The following is a 17,751-nucleotide window of genomic DNA, read 5'->3' as shown; positions in this document are numbered from 1 at the left end:
CTTCCACCCACTCGCAGTCCGGCATGCTTGAGCGCGTGTCATACCCATGGCGGGAGGCCAACCCCTCCCCGCCGCACCCGATTCATCCGAAGGTGGTCCTTTCGGCACCGACGGTTCACACACCGTTTCTTGGCCCCGGCCCGGCAGCGGGAGATGCTCGAACCGCCCTCACTCGAATGGACAAGCCCATGTTCGAGCTGATCCACGAGCCGACCACCGGGGACCGCACGCGCCCGGTCCTGGTCGTCGACCTCGCCCCGCCGGCACCCCTGCTGACCCCGGTCGCACTTGCCTCGACCCTGCTGACCCCGGCCCTGCACCACGCCGAGCCCGCCCTCCGAGCAGCGGCGACGGCCGCCGGGGCGAGCCCGGCGGCCGTCGAAGCGATCGCACTGCTGGTGCAGGCCCTCCGCAACCGGAGGTGACCGCGCTACCTGGCCCGGGGCTCGGTGCGAACGTCCTCCCGGGACAACTTCTCCGCCACGAAGCTGCCCACCCCGACGACCGCCGCCACCGGCCACTCCAGCACCCCGACCACCGCGAGGGCCGCCAGCCCACCCCACCACAGCGCGCGCTTGGAGTCGACGGGCGCCATCGCGGGGACGGGCAGCCGGACACCGGCGATCCTCAGCCCACCGCTGTCGGCGTCCTCCGCCTTGTCGGTGTCCCTCGGCATCTCGGTGTTCCTGGACATCTCCGTGGTGCCGGGCATCCCGGTGGTGCCGGGCATCCCGGTGGTGCCGGGCATCCCGGTGGTGCCGGGCATCCCGGTGGTGCCGGACATCTCCCGGTCCCGGCGCACCTCGGCGCTCCTCGGCGGCTCCGCGTGCCGTTCGGCGTGCCGCTGCGTGACCCTCTCCGCAGTCCTCTCCGCGTGCACCGGCTCGTCGGCCGAGGCGGGCCTCCCGGCGGACGGCGTCGGGTCGGTGGACTGGCGGGTGGTCGGGACGGTCGAGTGCGTCTCGGTGGTCATGGTTCCTCCTCCGTGGGTTGGTCCGGATACCCCGGGCGGAAACGCCACAAGCGCCACGATCAGGTGGTTGTCCGCAACACCCGGATCAGGTCCGGTCCTCGCCACACCACGTGGACCACCGCCAGCAGACCCGCCACAGCCACGGCCGCACCCGCCGTCGTGTGGTCGGCGACCAGGCCGAACACGGCCGGGCTGAGTCCCTGGGCGGTCATCAGGCCGGTGGCCAGGAGGGTGAACGCCTGCCCCCGTTCCCTCACCGGAACGAGGTCCCGGAACCGGGACTGCACACACACGCCGTAGGCGAGCCCGGCACCGGACAATGTGGACAAGAACAGCGCGACGGCGAACGGCAGCGGGAACCAGAAGGCCGTGAGCGGGCCCCGACCAGCACCAGGAGCGGGATGACCAGGCGGTCGCGGCTCCCCGGGGGCACCAACCGGCCCACCAGGACGGTCCCGACCACCATGCCCGCGGGGAGTCCGGCCAGCAGCAGGCTCGCGCTCTCCGCCGCCCACCGCGCGGCGGCGTACGGGATGAACAGGCCCTCCGCCCCCGCGGCTGCCGCGGTCGGCAGCCACTGGGCGACGATGAGCACCCGCAGGTCGCGATCGCGGAGCAGGCGCCGGTTGGTCGTCCAACCGGCACGGACGGTGCCGGTCCGTTCGCGTCTCGCGGGCCTGCCCACGGGGAGCCGGGTGCGGACCCACAGGCAGGCCAGGGCGTGCAGGACGGCCGACACGAGCAACGCCCGCCCACTCCCCAGGAGCGCCACCGCTCCCCCACCGCCCACCAGGCCGACCAGTTGCGCCACCGAGGACGCCAGGAGCGACATCGACCGGCCCACCGCGTACCGCTCACCGGGGAGCACGTCGGCGATGACGCGGCCGGTGAGCCCGGTGAAGACCGGTGTCACGAAAGCGATTGCGGCGACCAGGGACAGGCTCAGCCAGACCGGGGTGATGCCGGTGGCGAGCAGCAGGGCGACAGCGCTTTCCACCCCGTACCCGAGCGCGATCAGCCCGCGCGGTTCGGCCCGGTCGGTCAGCGCGCCGAGCAGGCTGCCGCCGATCAACTGGGGCACGAAGGACGCGCCGTGGGCAATCGCGCTCAGCAGGGCGGAACCGGTGGCGAGGAAGATCAGGACGGACAGTGCCACCGTGCGCAGGGTGTCGGCCGCCGTGGCGAGCGACCGGGCGCCGAAGACGGTGCGGAAGCGGGGTTCGGCCAGCACGTCGCGGTAGCGGATCGGGGAGGTCCGGGGGCATCGGCCCAGCATCGGCGCGGGGTCGGGGCCCGTCCATGCTTACGTTCTGCGGCGTAACGTCGGTGGGGTGCTGCGCCTTGAGGTGACCGGGGAAGACCTCCTCCGGACCCGGTTCGCCCTTTCGCCCGCGTTCGAGCTGGACGGCCTGCTGCGGGCGTTGGCGGGGGTGTCGCGGGTGCGGCTGCCGCAGGCGTGGCGGGCCCGCCTGCGGCCCGCGTTCGACCGGCTCCGCCTGCAGCCCGGTTTCGCCGCGCTGCTGGCCTTGCAGTCCCCCCGGCACGGTGCCGCGTTCGTGACCCCGCCGCCGTCGGTGCTCGCCGAGACCTGGGGGGAGGACGTCGCGCGGGTGCTGGCGACGCCGGTGGGCGTGGCGCGGGAGGAGATCTCGGCCTGTGCCGGGCACCGCCCGGTCGGCGATCCCCGGGTGGCCGCGCTGTTGGGGTCGGCGTCGGTGGTGGAGCACCTGGCCGACGCCCTGACGACCGCGTGGCACGAGTTGCTGGCGGCGGATTGGCCGCAGGTCAGGGCCGTCTGCGAGCGGGACGTCGTCCACCGGGCCGGGAGGTTGGGTGGCGGTGGGTGGGTGGCCGCCCTCGACGGTCTGCACCCGAGGGTTCGCTGGGGCGGCGGCGCGGTGGCGGTCACCGGCGTGCCGGGGCGGCGGGTGCGGGCCTCGGACGGGTCGGGGCTCCTCTTCGTGCCCTCGGTGTTCGTCTGGCCGAGGGTGGCCGTGCACCTCGACGCCCCCTGGCCCGCCGCGATCATCTACCCGGCCCGGGGTGCGGCTGCGCTGTGGGAGTCCACGCGTGGGCACGACCCCGACGCGCTGGCGGCGTTGCTGGGGCGGTCCCGGGCGCGGCTCCTGGTGGCCCTGGCGGACCCGGCGGGCACGACCCACCTGGCCCGCAGCCTGGGTCTGACCGTGGGCGCCGTCGGTGACCACCTGGCGGTGCTCCGGCGGGCGGGGCTGCTCGACCGGGCGCGGGCGGGGCGTTCGGTCCTCTACCGGCGCACGCCCCTGGGGGACGCGCTCGTGGCGGGCGCGTCAGCCCCCCGCGCCCGCCACGGGCGGCTACGCCCCCGGGGCTGAGCGCAGCACCGACAAGCCGCACGGGCCCAGCGCGAGCATCCGGCGGTGGAACTCGCGCGGGTCGGTCCCCTCGGCGTCCGAGGCCGCGCGCAACTCCTGCCACGCGCGCGCACCCCAGGCGTAGGTCAGCGCCTGGCCGGGCCACGCCGCCGAGCGCAGGACGGTGAAGTACAGCGATCCCGCGTCGAACGCCGATTCGGCGGCGAGGAAGGCGGCTGCGCCGTCGAGGGTCCACGAAGCACCAGTGCCCCCCATGGGGAGTCCGGTGTGGACGGAGAGGTCGACCAGGGCCATCGCCACGTTGAGGCGCAGGCCCAGGACGTGGCCGAGGCGTTCCTGCGGGGTGGTCAGGGCGCCCGCGTCGCGCATGAGGCCCTCGGCGTAGACCGCCCAGCCCTCGGCGTTGCCCGCGACGACGGTGTGCGCGGCCCAGGCGGAGGTGGCGGTCAGGACCGCCGTGCCCAGTTGCAGGTGGTGGCCGGGGACGCCCTCGTGGTGCAGCATCGTCGTCTGGTTCCACACCGGGACCGGGTCGGTGGCGGGCACCGGCCAGACCAGGCGGGCCGGGCGGGAGCCGTCCGCCGCGGGCGGGAGGTAGCGCGGGGAGCCGTGCTCGACCGGGACGTGCACCTGCACCGCGCCCAGGCCCGGTGGTGCGACCAGCACCTCCCGGCCCACCGAGGCGGCGGTGTCGAGGCGTTCGACCGCCCAGTCGCGCAGGGCCTCGGGGCCGGTGACGGTCCAGCGGGGGTCGGTGTTCAGCTCGGCGCAGGTCTCCCGGACGCCCCGGGGGGCCAAAGCCGCGGAGGCGGCGCGGAGTTCGTCGAGTTCGGCGACCAGGACCTCGTGGCAGTGGGCCGGGTCGAGGTCTTCGCCGAGGTGGAACCGGGCGGCGGCGCGGTAGCGGTCGACGCCGACGCCGTCTTCGGGGCGGGCGGTCGGCAGGACCTCCTCGGTGAGCACCGCGGCGAGTTCGGCGTAGCCCCGCCGAGCCGCCTCCGCTTGCGGGGAGTCGCCGAACTCGGTGCCCGCGGCCCAGGAGCCGATGGCGCCGAGCACCATCTCGACCTGCCGCCGGGCGGGTGGGAGCGCGGTGGCGCGCAGGGTCTCGGCGTACCCGCGCAGCGCGGCGGGCACCCCGGCCAGGGCTTCGGCGAACACCGCCGGGTCGCCGTCCCTGGCCAGTTGGCCCAGGTGTTCGCGCAGCAGCACCGGTGGGCAGGTCACCAGGTTCAGCTCCGTGGCCAGCCCGGCCTCGGTGTAGGCGGTCTCGGCGGCGAGGCGTTCGGCGAGCGCGGGGTCGCCGCCCGGGTCGGTGGAGCGCAGCAGCTCGGCCCGGGCGGCGAAGTTCGCCGGGGAGTAGTCGGGGCGGGCGCCGGGGTCGACCGGTGCGCCGGAGAGCGCCGCCCGGACCGGGTCCAGCTCGCTCTGCCGGGCGAAGAAGCGGTCGGCGGCGGATCGGGTGGTGGTCACACGGACCTCATCTCGGCGGGCTCGCGGGTCAGCCGCTTGTGCAGCGGCCCGGTCATCGCCGTGGTCACCAGGGTCATCACGACCAGCGCCAGGTACAGCGCCGGGGTGATGATGCCCGCGGTGAACGCGGCTTGGAGCACGACCAGCTCGGTGAGGCCGCGGGTGTTGAGCAGGACCCCCAGCTCCAGGCTCTCCCCGCGGGTGCTGCCGCCGAGCCGGGCGCCGAGGTAGCTGCCGCCCACCTTGCCCACGACGGCCAGCACCAGCGCCACCCCGATCGCCGCCCAGGGGATCGAGCCGACCTCCGCGGCGAACACCCCGACGCCGGTCACGAAGAAGAACACCGGCACCAGCTCCCGACCGCCGCGGGCCACCGTCTCGGCCACCGGGGTCCAGGTGCCGCGCTCGCCGTCGACCGGCAGGGCGAGGCCGACGGCCAGCGCGAGGATGATCTCGTTGATCCCCAGCGCCTTCGCCAGCAGCGCCACGCCGAGGGCGGCCAGTCCGATGAGGACGATCGTCACCCGGCGGTGCGCCGCGGCGGCGGCGCGCACCCGCCCGATCCGCAGCAGCCTGCCGAGCGAGGTGATGACCAGCACCACCCCGACCAGCATCCCCAGCCTGCCCAGGACCGACAGCAGGTCCCCCTCGCCGGTGGCGCCGGTGATGGCCACCGCGAGCACGGCCCAGGCGACCAGGTCGATGAACGCCGCGGCGCTGAGCGCGAGCCGGGCCGCGGGGGTGTCCATCCGGCCGCTCTCGTCGAGGATGCGGGCCAGCACGGGGACCGCGGTGACGGTCAGCGCCACCAGCATGACCAGCACGAACGACGTCGTCGGCGCCGAGCCGCGCAGGTCGGTGCCCTGCCCGCCCACCCAGAGCGCCATCAGCAGGCCCGCGGCGGCGGGCAGCAGCATGGCCCCGGTCGCGGTCCAGACCAGGGACCGGGCGCGCGGGATGCCCGCGCCCACCTTCAGCTCGTGCCCGACGCCGACCAGGAACAGCACCAGGCCCGCGTGCGCCACCGTGTTCAGCGCGTCGAGCCTGCCCTCGCCCAGCAGGGCGGTGCGCACGCCCTCGCCGCCGACCCACAGCAGGAACGGGCCGGTGAGCAGGCCCAGGACGATCTCGCCGACGACGCTGGGCTGGCGCACCGCCCTGGCGAGCAGGCCGCCGAGCTTGGCCACCGCCAGGGTGACCACCAGGGCACCGAGCAGCAGCCCCAGCCAGCGCAGGGAATCAAGCATGGCGAACTCCGGATTCTCAGGTCGCGACGGGAACGGGGAGGACGGGTGCGGGTCACGCACCTTCGCTGAGCAGGCCGATGGCCGTGCGGGAGCGGGCGACGACGCTGGCGACCGCGGCCCGGGAACCCACGCCCAGCTTGGCGAACACCCGGGCCAGGTGGGCCTCGACGGTCTTGTCGCTGACCCCGAGCCGCTGGGCGATCTGCCGGTTGGTGCGCCCGCTGGTCACCAGGTCGGCCACCTGCCGCTCGCGGGCGGTGAGCGTGGCCAGCCCGGCCCGGGGCTCCGGCGGGGCCTGCGTGGCCTTGGCGAGCCTGCGCTGCTCGGCGACCGCGCGCTCGACCAGCGCGGCGGCCCCGCATTCGCGCAGCAGTTGCTCGGCGCGGAACAGCTCGGCGGCGGCCTTGGCCTGCTTGCCCGCGGCGAGCAGCGCCGAGGCCGTCACCAGCCGGGCCCGGCCCGCGAGCAGCCGCCTGCCCGCGGCGGTGAACGCCGACTCGGCCTGCGCCCCGTGCAGGGCCGCGGCGGTCGGGTCGCTGCCGGTGAGCACCTGGGCGCGGGCGAGCGCGGCGAACCCGGCGCGGTGCGGTTCGGCCGGGTCGAGCCGTTCGGCCCAGCCCCACGCGGCTTCCGGCCTGCCCAGCGCCAGTTCGGCGCGCACCACCAGTTCGGCGACCTCGGCGCGGGCGATCGGCGGCACCGCCGCCAGTCCCCCGTCGCCGACGACCGCGCGGACGGCGGTGACCGCGCCCTGCGGGTCGCCGTGCAGCAGGCGGGCCTCGGCCAGGGCCAGCCAGGCCAGCGACCACCACAGCCCGCGGCCGGGTTCGGCGGCCCTGGTCGCGGCCAGCCCCGCCTCCACCGCGGCGGAGGTGGCGCCGCGGTGGGCGAGCGCGCGGCAGTGGGCGTAGAGGGTCATCGTGCGCAGCTCGGTGCCGGGCAGGCCGATCCCGGCCTCCACCGCGGCCTCGGCGGCCTCGGCGGAGGCGGGGACCGCACCGAGGTCGAGCTGCGCGGCGGCCAGCACCACCAGCAGCCGGGTGGTGTCCACCGACCGCCCGGACGAGCGGGCCAGGACGAGCGCGTGCTCCAGGTGGCGCACCGCGGCCGTCGACTCGCCCAGGTGCACCTCGCACCAGCTCAGCCAGACCACCCCGTCGAGGTGCACCGCCACGTCCACGTCGGCCAGCCGGTCCACCCGCCCGCCCGCCTGCGCCACCAGCTCCGCGGCGGCGTCGAAGCCGCCCGCGACCACCTCGGCCAGCGCGGCGGCGGCCAGCGCGCTCACGTGCAGGCCGCGGTCGCCGAGCCGCAGCGCGGCGCTCACCGCCTGCTCGGCCCAGACCGGCTCGGGTTCGACGCGGCAGGCGCCGGTGCCCGCGAGCACGGCGTTGACCGTCCGCTCCAGCCGCAGCGCCACGGCGTCGGCGCTGTCGGCGCGCTGCCCGCCGGACAGCTCGTCGTCGACGCAGCTCACCGTCTGGGCGTGCCGCCCGAGCAGCCGGGTGATCCCGGCGCGCTGGGCGACGAGCCGGGTGCGGGTGTCCCGGTCGTCCTCGTCGACCATCTCGATCGCCCGCACCAGCGCCGCCTCGCTCTCCACGAGCTGCCCGCCCCGCGCGTGCGCCTCGGCCAGGCGCAGCAGCAGTTCCCTGCGCCGGAGCCGGAACTCGGGCGGGTCGGGCAGCAGCCGCAGCGCGGTCTGCAACCACTGCGCGGCCACCGCGGGGTCGCGGTCCAGCGCGTCCCCGGCGGCGTCGGCCAGCACCCGGGTGGCGTCGGTGTCGCCGACCCCGGCGGTGCGCTCGACGTGCGGGGCCATCGCCACCGCCGAACCACCGCGGGCCCGCAGCGCCTCGACCGCCCTGGTGTGCGCGGCGATCCGCCCGCCCGCGCCGATGGCCCGGTAGGTGACGTGCCGCACGACCGGGTGGCGGAAGACGAACCGCGACGAGGAACCGAGCTGGCGCACCAGGTCCCGGCAGGCCAGCTCGTCCATCGCGGCGAAGACCTCGGCGGTGCCCAGGCCGGCCACCTCGGCGACCAGGCACACGTCGAACGGTTCGCCGAGCACGGCCGCGGCCTGCGCCGCGGCCAGGGTCTGCGGGCGCAGCGCGGTCAGCTCCGCGTGCAGCATGGCGGTCAGCCGCGGGCACGGGCCCTCGGCCTCGGCTGGCCTGCCGCCGCGCCGGGCGTCGGCGAGGACCTCCAGGTAGAACGGGTTCCCGCCGCTGGCGCGGTAGAGGGCGGCGCGACCGGCCTGCCCGACGGCCGGGGTCAGCGCCTCCAGCAGCTCGTCCGCGGCGGTCGGGGTCAGCGGGCCCAGGTGCAGCACCTGGAGCAGCCCGTACCGCGCGGCGGAGCTGAGGGTGGCCGCCAACCTGGCCACCGCCTGCTTGGGCCGGTGCGCCACGGCCAGCAGGACCGGACCGGCGGGCGGGTGGCGCACCAGGTGCCCCAGCAGGTCCGCGGAGTCCGGGTCGGCCCAGTGCACGTCGTCGAGCAGCAGCGCCAGGCCGTGGCCGCCCGCGATCCGGGTCAGCAGTTCGCGCACGGAGTTGAACAGCCGCCTGCGCTCGACGTCCTCCGCGCACGCCGCCCGCTCCGGGGAGCCGGGTGCCACGCACGCCAGGTGCTCGAAAGCGGGCGCCAGCAACGGATCGGCCAGCAGCCGGGCGCGCTCGGCCTGAGCGAGACCGGCCAGGTAGTCGTCGACGGCCTCGGTGAACAACGAGAACGGCACCTCGCGGCCGGGTTCGCCGCCGCGGCCGGTGAGCACGGTCATCCGCGAGGCCGCGGTGTCGCGCCGCAACTCCAGCAGCAGCCGGGTCTTGCCGATGCCCGGCTCGCCGATGACCTCGATGGTGCGGCTGTGCCCCCGTCCCACGTCGGTGACCGCCCTGGAGAGCAGCTTCAACTCCGCCCCGCGTCCGAATATCGAACGGGTGGGCGCGTTGTCACGGTTCACGATCGCTTCGGGTTCAATAAGAAAGCCGCCGTGGAAAAGCTGGCCCCCGATGGTGCGCCGAACATGATACCCAGGCGCATTGCCCCAACTCCTCATGCTCAAGCCCGAACTGTCCCAAACTTGTCTACCGCCGCAGCCGATTCCAGGCAAGCAGCCCCAGTAAACTCACCCGGACGGTCGATCCCTAAAACACGTAGCGTGGTGGGGTCGGAGTTGTTGGGCTGAACGGGGAAGTCAGGGATTTCCCTAACTTGCCGGACCACCCCCGGGGCCGCATAAGCTGGCGACCACGGCCAGGAGGGGGTTGACGGCTGCACTGGCCGCCGGCCGCGAAAAGCCCCCGAACCGCTCGGCTCGATTGAATTCCTCTCGAACGCACAGCGGTCCGGCACGCGTCGAAATATTCGGCGAAACCATTGCGGCCTCGATTTCAGGAGTGGTCATGCGGGAACTGGTGGATTCGACGCCGATCGCGGGCGATCCGGCCGCGCTGCGCGCCGCGATCGCCGATCGGGGCTATGTGTTCCTGCGCGGCCTGCTCGATCCGGCGCCGATCCGAAAGCTCGCCCGCGACGTGCTCGGGGCATTGCAGCGCGACGGCTGGCTGGCCGGGGGCGCCGACCCGGAGCGGGCGGCGCTGAGACCCCCGGCCAGGGACTTCAAGAATGCGAACTTCGTCCCCGGATACACCGATGTCCAGAGAATCGAATACCTGCACGCCCTGCCGCACGACCCGGCGCTGACCTCGGTGTTGCGCGCGCTGGTCGGCGAGGACGTCTTCTGCCACCCGCGCAAGGTGGCCAGGCTGGTCTGGCCCGCCGGGCTGGGCACGACCCCCGGGCTCTACGTGCACCAGGACTTCGTGGTCGAGGGCGTGGCGGACATGTTCACCACCTGGGTCCCGTTCGTCGACTGCCCCCCGGAGCTGGGCGGGCTGGCCATCCTGACCGGGTCGCAGAACGAGGGCGTGCAGGCCAGGTTCGACGCGGTCGACCCGGACGACGAGCGGTGGGCGAGCACCCACTACCGGGTGGGCGACGTGCTGCTGTTCCACTGCCTGACCGCGCACGGGGCGCTGCCCAACCGGACCGACCGGCTGCGCCTGTCGGCCGACTACCGGTGGCAGTCGGCGAGCACGCCGGTGCCCGCCGACGCCCTGGGCCCGCACCTGGCGGGCGCGCTGCCCGGGTGGGACGAGCTGGGCGCGGACTGGGCGGACCGGTCGTGGGTGGCCCCGCCGGAGGGGGTGCGGGTGGTCGAGCGCAGCGGCGGCGAGGCGGCCGGGGTGCCCGCCTCGCGGTTCGTCACCGTGCCGGAGCAGAGCCCGGCCGAGGGCGAGCACGTGGTGCTGGCGGGCCTGTTCAACAACCTGCGCGACGCGTTCCGCCCGACCAAGGCCGGCGACCGGGAGGCGGTGGTGGACTACCGCATCGCCGGGGAGGGCACCGACCACCATTGGCAGCTCGTGGTTTCCGGCGGCGAATGCGCGGTGGCCGCCCGGCCCGATTCTGTGGGCCAGGTCACCATCAGCGCCTCGTTCGCCGACTACCTCAAGATCGTTTCCGGGAAAATGGACCCGATGGGCGCGCTGGGGTCCGGGCGGTTGCGCATCGAGGGCGCTGCGGAACTCGCCGTCGAACAGTTGAACTGGTTCCGGGACTAGGACGGTATCCCCATCATGCGAACGTTCCCCGACGACTTCTTCGGCGAAATCCTTACCCGCCGGGCTGAGGAAACGCCAGAGCGCACCGCTTACCATTTCATTACAGGCGGTGACACCGACACGGTGTCCTATCGCCGACTCCACCAAAGCGTACTCGCCGCCGCGGCGGCACTTCGGGAGCACGCCCGCCCCGGCGACCGGGTACTGCTGATGCCGGGGCCCGGTGAGCGTTTCGTGGTCGCATTCCTCGCCGCCCTGCATTGCGGTGTGATCGCGGTGCCGAGCTATCCGCCGGTGACCGAGAAGAACCTGGCGCGGCTGCGCGGGATCGCCGTGGACGCCGAGCCGGTGGCCGTGGTCGCCGACGCCGCGGTCCTGGCCCTGCTGCCCGCGGGCGACCCGGTGTTCGACCGGCTCACCCGGGTCGACGCCGCCGCGCTCACCGCGCCCGGCGCGGGCACCGAGGTCGACCCGGTCGCGACCACCCCGGCGTTCCTGCAGTACACCTCGGGGTCGACCGGCGCACCCAAGGGTGTGCTGGTCAGCCACGCGAACCTGCTGCACAACTCGGCCGTCATCGCCGAGAGGATGCGGCTGGGCGCGGAGTCGACGCTGGTGAGCTGGCTGCCGCCGTACCACGACATGGGCCTGGTGGGCGGCGTGCTGCAACCGCTGTTCTCCGGCTTCCCCGGGGTGTTGACCCCGCCGATGGAGTTCCTGCAACAGCCGATGCGCTGGCTGCGCCTGGTCTCCCGGTTCGGCGCCACGGTCAGCGGCGGCCCGGACTTCGCCTACGAGCTGTGCGCCCGCCGCTACCGCCCCGACGACGCCGACGACCTGGACCTGAGCCGCTGGCAGGTGGCGTTCAGCGGGTCCGAGCCGATCCGACCGAGCACCTTGGACCGGTTCACCGAAGCGTTCGCACCGCGCGGTTTCCGACGGTCGTCGTGGTTCCCCTGCTACGGCCTCGCCGAGACGACCCTGTTCGTCAGCGGCGGACCGGTGGGGGTCGAGCCCGTCACCCGGGTGGTCGGGGACGACAGTCCGGGGGCCGTCACCGAACACGTCGGGTGCGGCGGGCTGCCCGAGGGCCTCGACGTCCGCGTGGTGCGCCAGGACGGGGACACCGAGCTGCCCGACGGCGAGGTGGGCGAGGTCGTCGTGGCCGGGGCGAGCGTGGCGGCGGGCTACTGGAACGGCGTCGCCGCCGACCGGTTCGACCTGCGGCTGCCCGGTTGCGCCGAACCGTTCCTGCGCACCGGGGACCTCGGGGTGATCGCCGACGGGCAGCTCCACATCACCGGTCGGCTCAAGGACGTGCTGATCATCCGGGGCCGCAACCACTACCCGCAGGACGTCGAGGCGTGCGCCGAGCGCGCCCACGATCTGGTGCGGGCGCACGGCAGCGCGGTGTTCACCGTGCCCGGCCCGGACGCCGAGCGGCTGGTCGTGGTGGCGGAGATGTTCCAGCGCAAGGACCCGGCCGGTGTCGCCGACGCCGCCGCCGCGATCCGGCGCGCCGTCGCCGAGGAACTGGGGCTGCGCGTGCACACCGTCGTCGCGGTCCGGGCGCGCGCCCTGCCGCGCACCGCCAACGGCAAGCTGCGCCGCCAGGAGTGCCGGGCGCTGTTCCTCGGCGGCGCGCTGGACCTGCTCGAACCGGCGGGCCAGGAGGCGGGCCGATGAGCGCCCTGGAGACCCTGACCGCCATCGCCGCGCGCCTGCTGGAGTGCGACCCCGCCGGGCTGGACCCCGACACCGCGCCGCTGGAGCTGGGTTTCGACTCGCTGCTGGCGATCGGCCTGGCGCACGAGGCGGAGACCGCCCTGGGCGTCGTGCTGCCGGTGGGCGACATCCTCGCCGGGCGCACGCTGCGCGAGCTGGCCGAGTCCGCCACGGGCGGGTCCCGCGCGGCGGTCACCGCCGGGGAGCGGCCCGCCCGGCTGCCGCTGTCGGCGGCGCAGCGCCGGATGTGGGTGCTCGACCAGCTCGACCCCGGCGCGTACGTGCTGGTGGGCGCGATCCGGCTGCCGGAGGAGCCCGACGCCGCCGACCTGGCCGCGCGCCTGTCGCGGGTGGCCGAGCGGCACGAGGTGCTGCGCACCGTCTTCCCGTCCGACGCCGACGGCCCGCACCAGCACGTCCTGCCCGCCGGGTGGGTGGAGGTGGCGACGCTGCCCGAGGGCGCGGACGCGGTCGCGGCGCTGACCGCCGACCCGTTCGACCTGGCCCGGGGTCCGCTGGTGCGCGCCGCCGTGGTCGGCCGCGACCTGGTGCTGGCCGCGCACCACATCGTCTGCGACGGCTGGTCCCTCGACGTCGTGCTGGACGAGCTGACCGCCGAGGACCCGACCCCGCCGCCCGTGCAGTACGCCGACTACAGCCTGTGGCACCACGGGGTGCTCGACTCCGGGGAGCGGGAGCGGCAACTGGCGCACTGGCGGGAGCGCTTCGCCGAGGTGCCCGCGCCGCTGGAGCTGCCGGTGGACCACGCGCGCACCACCGCCGACGGCGCGGGCGCGGTGCACGAGCACGTCGTCCCCGCCGAGGTGCGGGCCGCGCTGGCCGGGGTCGCCCGCGAGCACGGCGTGACGACGTTCGTCGTGCTGCACGCCGCCTACGCCACCTTCCTGTCCCGGATCACCGGGCAGACCGACGTCGTGGTGGCCACCCCGGTCGCCAACCGCCCCGACCCGGCGCTGGACCGGCTGGTCGGCTTCTTCGTCAACACCCTCGCGCTGCGCACCGACCTCGGCGACGCCCCCACGTTCGGGGTGCTGCTGCGCCGCTGCCGGGACACCCTGCTCGACGCGCAGCGCAACCAGGACCTGCCCTTCGACGAACTGGTCGACGCCCTGGTGCCCACCCGGGCGCCGGGGGCGGCCCCGCTGGCGCAGACCATGCTGACGGTGCGCCGCCGCATCGATCGGGCCGGGGCCACCGCCCGCGAGCTGCACACCGGGACGGCGAAGTTCGACCTGTCGCTGGACGTCGAGGACACCGGCGTGGAGTTCGCGCTGCGCTGGGAGTACCGCACGGCCCTGTTCGACGAGGCGACGATCGCCGGGTTCGCAGGCTGGTTCACCGTGCTGCTCCAGGGGATCGCCGACCGCCCGGGGTGGCCGGTGGACCACCTGCCGCTGCTGACCGCCGCCGAGATCACCGCCCGCGCCGACCTGGGCGAAGGGCTCCCGGTCACCAGGGCTCCCTCGGCGCTGTCGCGCTTCGCCCGCGCCACGCGCCGGTTCGCCGACCGCACGGCCCTGCGCGCGGGGGCGGACACGGTCACCTACGCGGAGCTGTCCGCCCGGGTGCACGCGCTGGCGGACCGGCTGGTCGCGCTGGGCGCCGGACCGGAGGCACTGGTGGGCCTGCACGCGGGCCGGGGCATCGACACCGTCGTGGGGTTGTGGGCGGTCCTGCACACCGGGGCGGGGTACCTGCCGCTGGACCCGACGCACCCGCCGCGCAGGCTGGAGCAGATCGTCGCGGCGGCGGACCCGGTGGTGGTCCTCGCCGAGCCGGACCTGCCCGAACTCCCCGCGCGCACGATCCCGCTCACCGACAAGTCCGATGTGGACACAAGCGTCCAGCGGACCGCGCCGCTCCCGGAGAACCTGGCCTACGTCCTCTACACCTCCGGCTCGACCGGCGTGCCCAAGGGCGTGGCGGTCACGCACGCGAACCTGGCGAACCTGCTGGTCGCCATGGACGAACTGCTCGCCGGGCACGACCAGCAGACCTGGCTGGCGCTGACCAGCACGGCCTTCGACATCTCCGTCGTCGAACTCATCTGGACCCTGACCACCGGCGCGACCGTCGTGTTCCCCGACGACTCCCCGGTCACCGACCAGCTCGACGGCGTCACCCACCTGCAAACCACCCCGTCCTACGCCACGAAGCTGCTCACCCGGGACGTCTCCGCGCTGGCCGGGCTCGACACCCTCCTGCTCGGTGGCGAAGCCATCTCCCCCGCCCTGCGCGAACTCCTCCACCAACTCCCCCACACCAGGCACATCAACGGCTACGGACCCACCGAAGCCACCGTCTACGCCACCACCGCACCCATCGACACCACCGCGGCGACCACCCCCATCGGCCTGCCCGTGCCCGGGGTGACCGCGCGCCCACTGGACCGTGCGCTGGCCATCACCCCCACCACCGGTGAACTGTGCCTCGGTGGTGCCGGGGTGGCCCGCGGCTACCTGGGCAACCCACGGCTGACCGCCGCCCGCTTCACCCCCGACCCGCACGGCGAGCCCGGTGCGCGGGTGTACCGGACCGGCGACCTCGCGCACGCCGAACCCGATGGGGTGCTGCACTTCCACGGCCGCGCCGACCAGCAGACCAAGGTCAACGGCTACCGGGTCGAACTCGGCGACATCACCGCCGCGCTCACCGCCCACCCGGCCGTCCGCGCCGCGCACACCGCCCTGACCCCGGGCCCGGAGATCACCTCCTACCTCGTCGGCGACGCGGACGAGACCGACCTGCGCGCGCACCTGCGCGGCCTGCTGCCGACGTGGATGCACCCCGCGCACCTGGTGGCGCTGCCGGAGCTGCCGCTGACCGTCAACGGCAAGCTCGACACCGCGCGGCTGCCGCTGCCCGACCGGGCAGCGCGGGTGCACCGGGCGCCGGAGGGCGCCACCGAGCAGGTGCTGGCCTCGATCTGGGCGGAGCTGCTGGGCACCGCCGAGCCGGGGCGCGACGACGACTTCTTCGCCTCCGGCGGGCAGTCGCTGCTCGCCGCGCAACTGGCCGCCCGGGTGCGCGCCGCGCTGGGCAGGAAGCTGTCGGTGCGGGCGGTGTTCGAGCACCCCACGATCGCCGACCTGGCCGCGCACCTGGACACCTGCCCCCGGGGTGACACCGCGTCGCTGCCGCTGCCCCGGCCCGCCCGGCTGCCGCTGTCGGCGGCGCAGCGCCGCATCTGGGTGCAGGCCCAGTTGTCCACGAAGGACGCCTACGTCATCGCGGGCGCGGTGCGGATCACCGGCGAGGTCGACCCGGCCGAGCTGGGTGCCCGGCTGGACGCGCTGGTGGCCCGGCACGAGGCGTTGCGCACGGTGTTCCCGCACGACGCGGACGGCCCCCACCAGGTGGTCCACCCCGCAGGTCGGGTGCCGCTGCCGGTGATCACCGCCGAAGGGCGGCGGGAGCTGATCGACCGACCGTTCGACCTGGCCACCGGGCCGCTGCTGCGCGCCGCGCTGGTGCCGGTCGACACCGGGTTCGAACTGCTCGTCGCCGTGCACCACATCGTCTGCGACGGCTGGTCGCTGGGCGTGCTGCTGGCCGAGCTGACCGGGTCGACCGCCGAGCCGCTGCCGTTGCAGTACGCCGACTACACCCTGGCCGAGGCGGACCACGACCACGCCGCGCACCTGGCGCACTGGCGGTCCCGGCTGGCCGACCTGCCCGACGCGCTGCGGCTGCCCACCGACCACCCGCGCCCGGTCGGCTCCGACGGCCGCGGCGCCAACCACCACCAGGTCCTCGACGCCGACCTCACCGAGCGGTTGCGCGCGTTCGCCGCCGAGCGGGGCGCGACCCTGTTCATGGTGGTGGCCGCCGCCTACGCGGCCCTGCTGGGCAGGCTGTCCCGGAGCACCGACGTGCTGATCGGCACCCCGGTCTCGCACCGGCCGGACCCGGCGCTGGAGCCGCTGGTGGGGCTGTTCCTCAACACCGTGGCGCTGCGGCTGGACCTGTCCGACGACCCGACCGCCGCCGGGCTGGTGGCGCGGGCCAGGGACGCGGTGCTGGGCGCGCACGAGCACCAGGACGTGCCGTTCGAGCACGTCGTCCGGGAACTGGGCGCGGTCGCGGAACCGGACGTGCACCCGGTGTTCCAGACCATGCTCTCGGTGCGGCCGGAGCTGCCCGGGGTCGTCACCGCAGACGGCGTGGAGTACCGGGCGAGCGCGGTCGACACCGGCACCGCGAAGTTCGACCTGTCGGTGGAGGTCGTCGGGATCGACGGGCCCGCGCCCGGCCTGCGCTGGGAGTACCGCACCGAGCTGTTCACCCCCGCCACCGTGGCCGGGTTCGCCGGTCACCTGCGCACCCTGCTCGCCGCGATCGCCGATGCCCCGGCCACCCCGGTGAGCGCGCTGCCGGTGCTGACCGGCGTGCAGCGGGCGGCTGCGGTGGGGCACCGCACCCCGGCGGGCACGACCGGCGTCCTGACCCGCTGGCGCGCGGCGCTGGCCCGCCACGGAGACCGGACCGCGCTCGTGCAGGGCGACCGGACGCTCACCTACGCCGAACTGGCCGACCGCGCGCACGCCCTCGCCGCCCGGTTGCGCGCCGAGGGCGCCGGGCCGGAGTCGTTGGTGGGCCTGCACAGCGTGCGCGGGGTGGACACCGTGGTCGGGCTGTGGGCGACCCTGCTCACCGGCGCCGCCTACCTGCCGCTGGACCCGACGCACCCGCCCGCCCGGCTGCGCCGGATCACCGACGACGCGAACCCGGTCGCCGTCCTCACCGAACCGGCGGCGGGCCCGGCGCCGACGACCGGCGTGCCGGTGCTGGACCTCGGCTCCGACCACCTGGCCGATCAACCCGCCGCGACCGACTCGGGTGTGGACCCGCACCCGGAGTCGCTGGCCTACGTCCTCTACACCTCCGGCTCGACCGGCGTGCCCAAGGGCGTGGCGGTCACGCACGCGAACCTGGCGAACCTGCTGCACGCCATGGACGACCTGCTGGGCACCCCGGAACCGCAGACCTGGCTCGCGCTGACCAGCCCGGCGTTCGACATCTCCGTGGTCGAACTCGTCTGGACGCTGACCACGGGCGCGACCGTCGTCCTCCCCGACGCGGGCGACGAGTCGGCGGCCCTGCCCGGGGTCACGCACCTGCAAACCACCCCGTCCTACGCCACCAGGCTCCTCACCCGCGACACCGCCGCGCTGTCCGGCCTCACCACGCTGATGCTCGGCGGTGAAGCCATCTCCCCCGCCCTGCGCGAACTCCTCCACCAACTCCCCCACACCAGGCACATCAACGGCTACGGACCCACCGAAGCCACCGTCTACGCCACCACCGCACCCATCGACACCACCGCG

The 17,751-nt window shown here is 75.0% G+C and carries 11 protein-coding genes; 5 read left to right on the top strand and 6 right to left on the bottom strand.

Annotated elements, in window-relative coordinates; genetic code table 11:
* Positions 1–176 precede the first annotated feature (176 nt).
* Positions 177–425 (top strand): hypothetical protein, encoded by a 249-nt coding sequence (locus DFQ13_RS00760; protein ID WP_110078413.1) that lies wholly within the window; start codon positions 177–179, stop codon positions 423–425.
* A gap of 5 nt (positions 426–430) precedes the next feature.
* Here DFQ13_RS00760 and DFQ13_RS00755 read toward each other — a convergent pair whose 3' ends face one another.
* The 3 genes from DFQ13_RS00755 to DFQ13_RS00745 are packed head-to-tail and all read right to left on the bottom strand — an operon-like array spanning position 431 to position 2,249.
* Positions 431–973, bottom strand: coding sequence for a DUF456 domain-containing protein (locus tag DFQ13_RS00755; protein WP_110078412.1), 543 nt, complete (start codon positions 971–973; stop codon positions 431–433).
* Between the two features lie 59 nt (positions 974–1,032).
* The gene (locus tag DFQ13_RS00750) at positions 1,033–1,230 is read right to left on the bottom strand and encodes a hypothetical protein (protein ID WP_110078411.1); all 198 of its coding nucleotides are present in this window, start codon (positions 1,228–1,230) and stop codon (positions 1,033–1,035) included.
* Entirely contained in the window at positions 1,227–2,249 is a 1,023-nt protein-coding gene (locus tag DFQ13_RS00745) for an MFS transporter (RefSeq protein WP_110078410.1), read from the bottom strand. Before DFQ13_RS00745 ends, DFQ13_RS00750 begins: the two co-directional genes overlap by 4 nt.
* A 55-nt stretch (positions 2,250–2,304) precedes the next feature.
* Here DFQ13_RS00745 and DFQ13_RS00740 point away from each other — a divergent pair, with 55 nt between their 5' ends.
* Positions 2,305–3,327 (top strand): DUF5937 family protein, encoded by a 1,023-nt coding sequence (locus DFQ13_RS00740; protein ID WP_110078409.1) that lies wholly within the window; start codon positions 2,305–2,307, stop codon positions 3,325–3,327.
* Here the strand turns inward: DFQ13_RS00740 and DFQ13_RS00735 are convergent.
* Genes DFQ13_RS00735 through DFQ13_RS00725 form a run of 3 tightly spaced genes read right to left on the bottom strand, consistent with a single transcriptional unit; the run spans position 3,310 to position 9,111 of the window.
* A complete protein-coding gene (locus DFQ13_RS00735; protein WP_110078408.1) occupies positions 3,310–4,800 on the bottom strand; it encodes a DUF885 domain-containing protein in 1,491 nt (496 codons plus the stop codon). The two genes, DFQ13_RS00740 and DFQ13_RS00735, sit on opposite strands and share 18 nt — an antisense overlap.
* Positions 4,797–6,047, bottom strand: coding sequence for a cation:proton antiporter (locus tag DFQ13_RS00730; protein WP_052020724.1), 1,251 nt, complete (start codon positions 6,045–6,047; stop codon positions 4,797–4,799). Before DFQ13_RS00730 ends, DFQ13_RS00735 begins: the two co-directional genes overlap by 4 nt.
* Positions 6,048–6,099: 52 nt before the next feature.
* On the bottom strand, positions 6,100–9,111 hold the full coding sequence (locus DFQ13_RS00725) for a helix-turn-helix transcriptional regulator (RefSeq protein ID WP_110078407.1): 3,012 nt from the start codon (positions 9,109–9,111) through the stop codon (positions 6,100–6,102).
* 346 nt (positions 9,112–9,457) lie between these two features.
* On the opposite strand from DFQ13_RS00725, the gene DFQ13_RS00720 reads away from it, so the two are divergent.
* The 3 genes from DFQ13_RS00720 to DFQ13_RS33455 form a co-directional block, all read left to right on the top strand.
* Positions 9,458–10,678, top strand: coding sequence for a phytanoyl-CoA dioxygenase family protein (locus DFQ13_RS00720; RefSeq protein ID WP_035279102.1), 1,221 nt, complete (start codon positions 9,458–9,460; stop codon positions 10,676–10,678).
* A 15-nt stretch (positions 10,679–10,693) separates the two neighbouring features.
* A complete protein-coding gene (locus tag DFQ13_RS00715; protein WP_110078406.1) occupies positions 10,694–12,364 on the top strand; it encodes a fatty acyl-AMP ligase in 1,671 nt (556 codons plus the stop codon).
* On the top strand, positions 12,361–17,751 hold a 5,391-nt coding region (locus DFQ13_RS33455), incomplete at its 3' end, for a non-ribosomal peptide synthetase (RefSeq protein ID WP_181399778.1). The genes DFQ13_RS00715 and DFQ13_RS33455, both read left to right, overlap by 4 nt.

The organism is Actinokineospora spheciospongiae (genome assembly GCF_003182415.1).
GTDB lineage: Bacteria > Actinomycetota > Actinomycetes > Mycobacteriales > Pseudonocardiaceae > Actinokineospora > Actinokineospora spheciospongiae.
This window is presented reverse-complemented; position numbering and strand designations above follow the sequence as displayed.

Coding starts and splice junctions, on each gene's coding strand:
- DFQ13_RS00760 (WP_110078413.1), top strand. CDS start 177: ATGGACAAGCCCATGTTCGAGCTGATCCACGAGCCGACCACCGGGGAC.
- DFQ13_RS00755 (WP_110078412.1), bottom strand. CDS start 973: ATGACCACCGAGACGCACTCGACCGTCCCGACCACCCGCCAGTCCACC.
- DFQ13_RS00745 (WP_110078410.1), bottom strand. CDS start 2,249: ATGCTGGGCCGATGCCCCCGGACCTCCCCGATCCGCTACCGCGACGTG.
- DFQ13_RS00730 (WP_052020724.1), bottom strand. CDS start 6,047: ATGCTTGATTCCCTGCGCTGGCTGGGGCTGCTGCTCGGTGCCCTGGTG.
- DFQ13_RS00725 (WP_110078407.1), bottom strand. CDS start 9,111: ATGAGGAGTTGGGGCAATGCGCCTGGGTATCATGTTCGGCGCACCATC.
- DFQ13_RS00720 (WP_035279102.1), top strand. CDS start 9,458: ATGCGGGAACTGGTGGATTCGACGCCGATCGCGGGCGATCCGGCCGCG.
- DFQ13_RS00715 (WP_110078406.1), top strand. CDS start 10,694: ATGCGAACGTTCCCCGACGACTTCTTCGGCGAAATCCTTACCCGCCGG.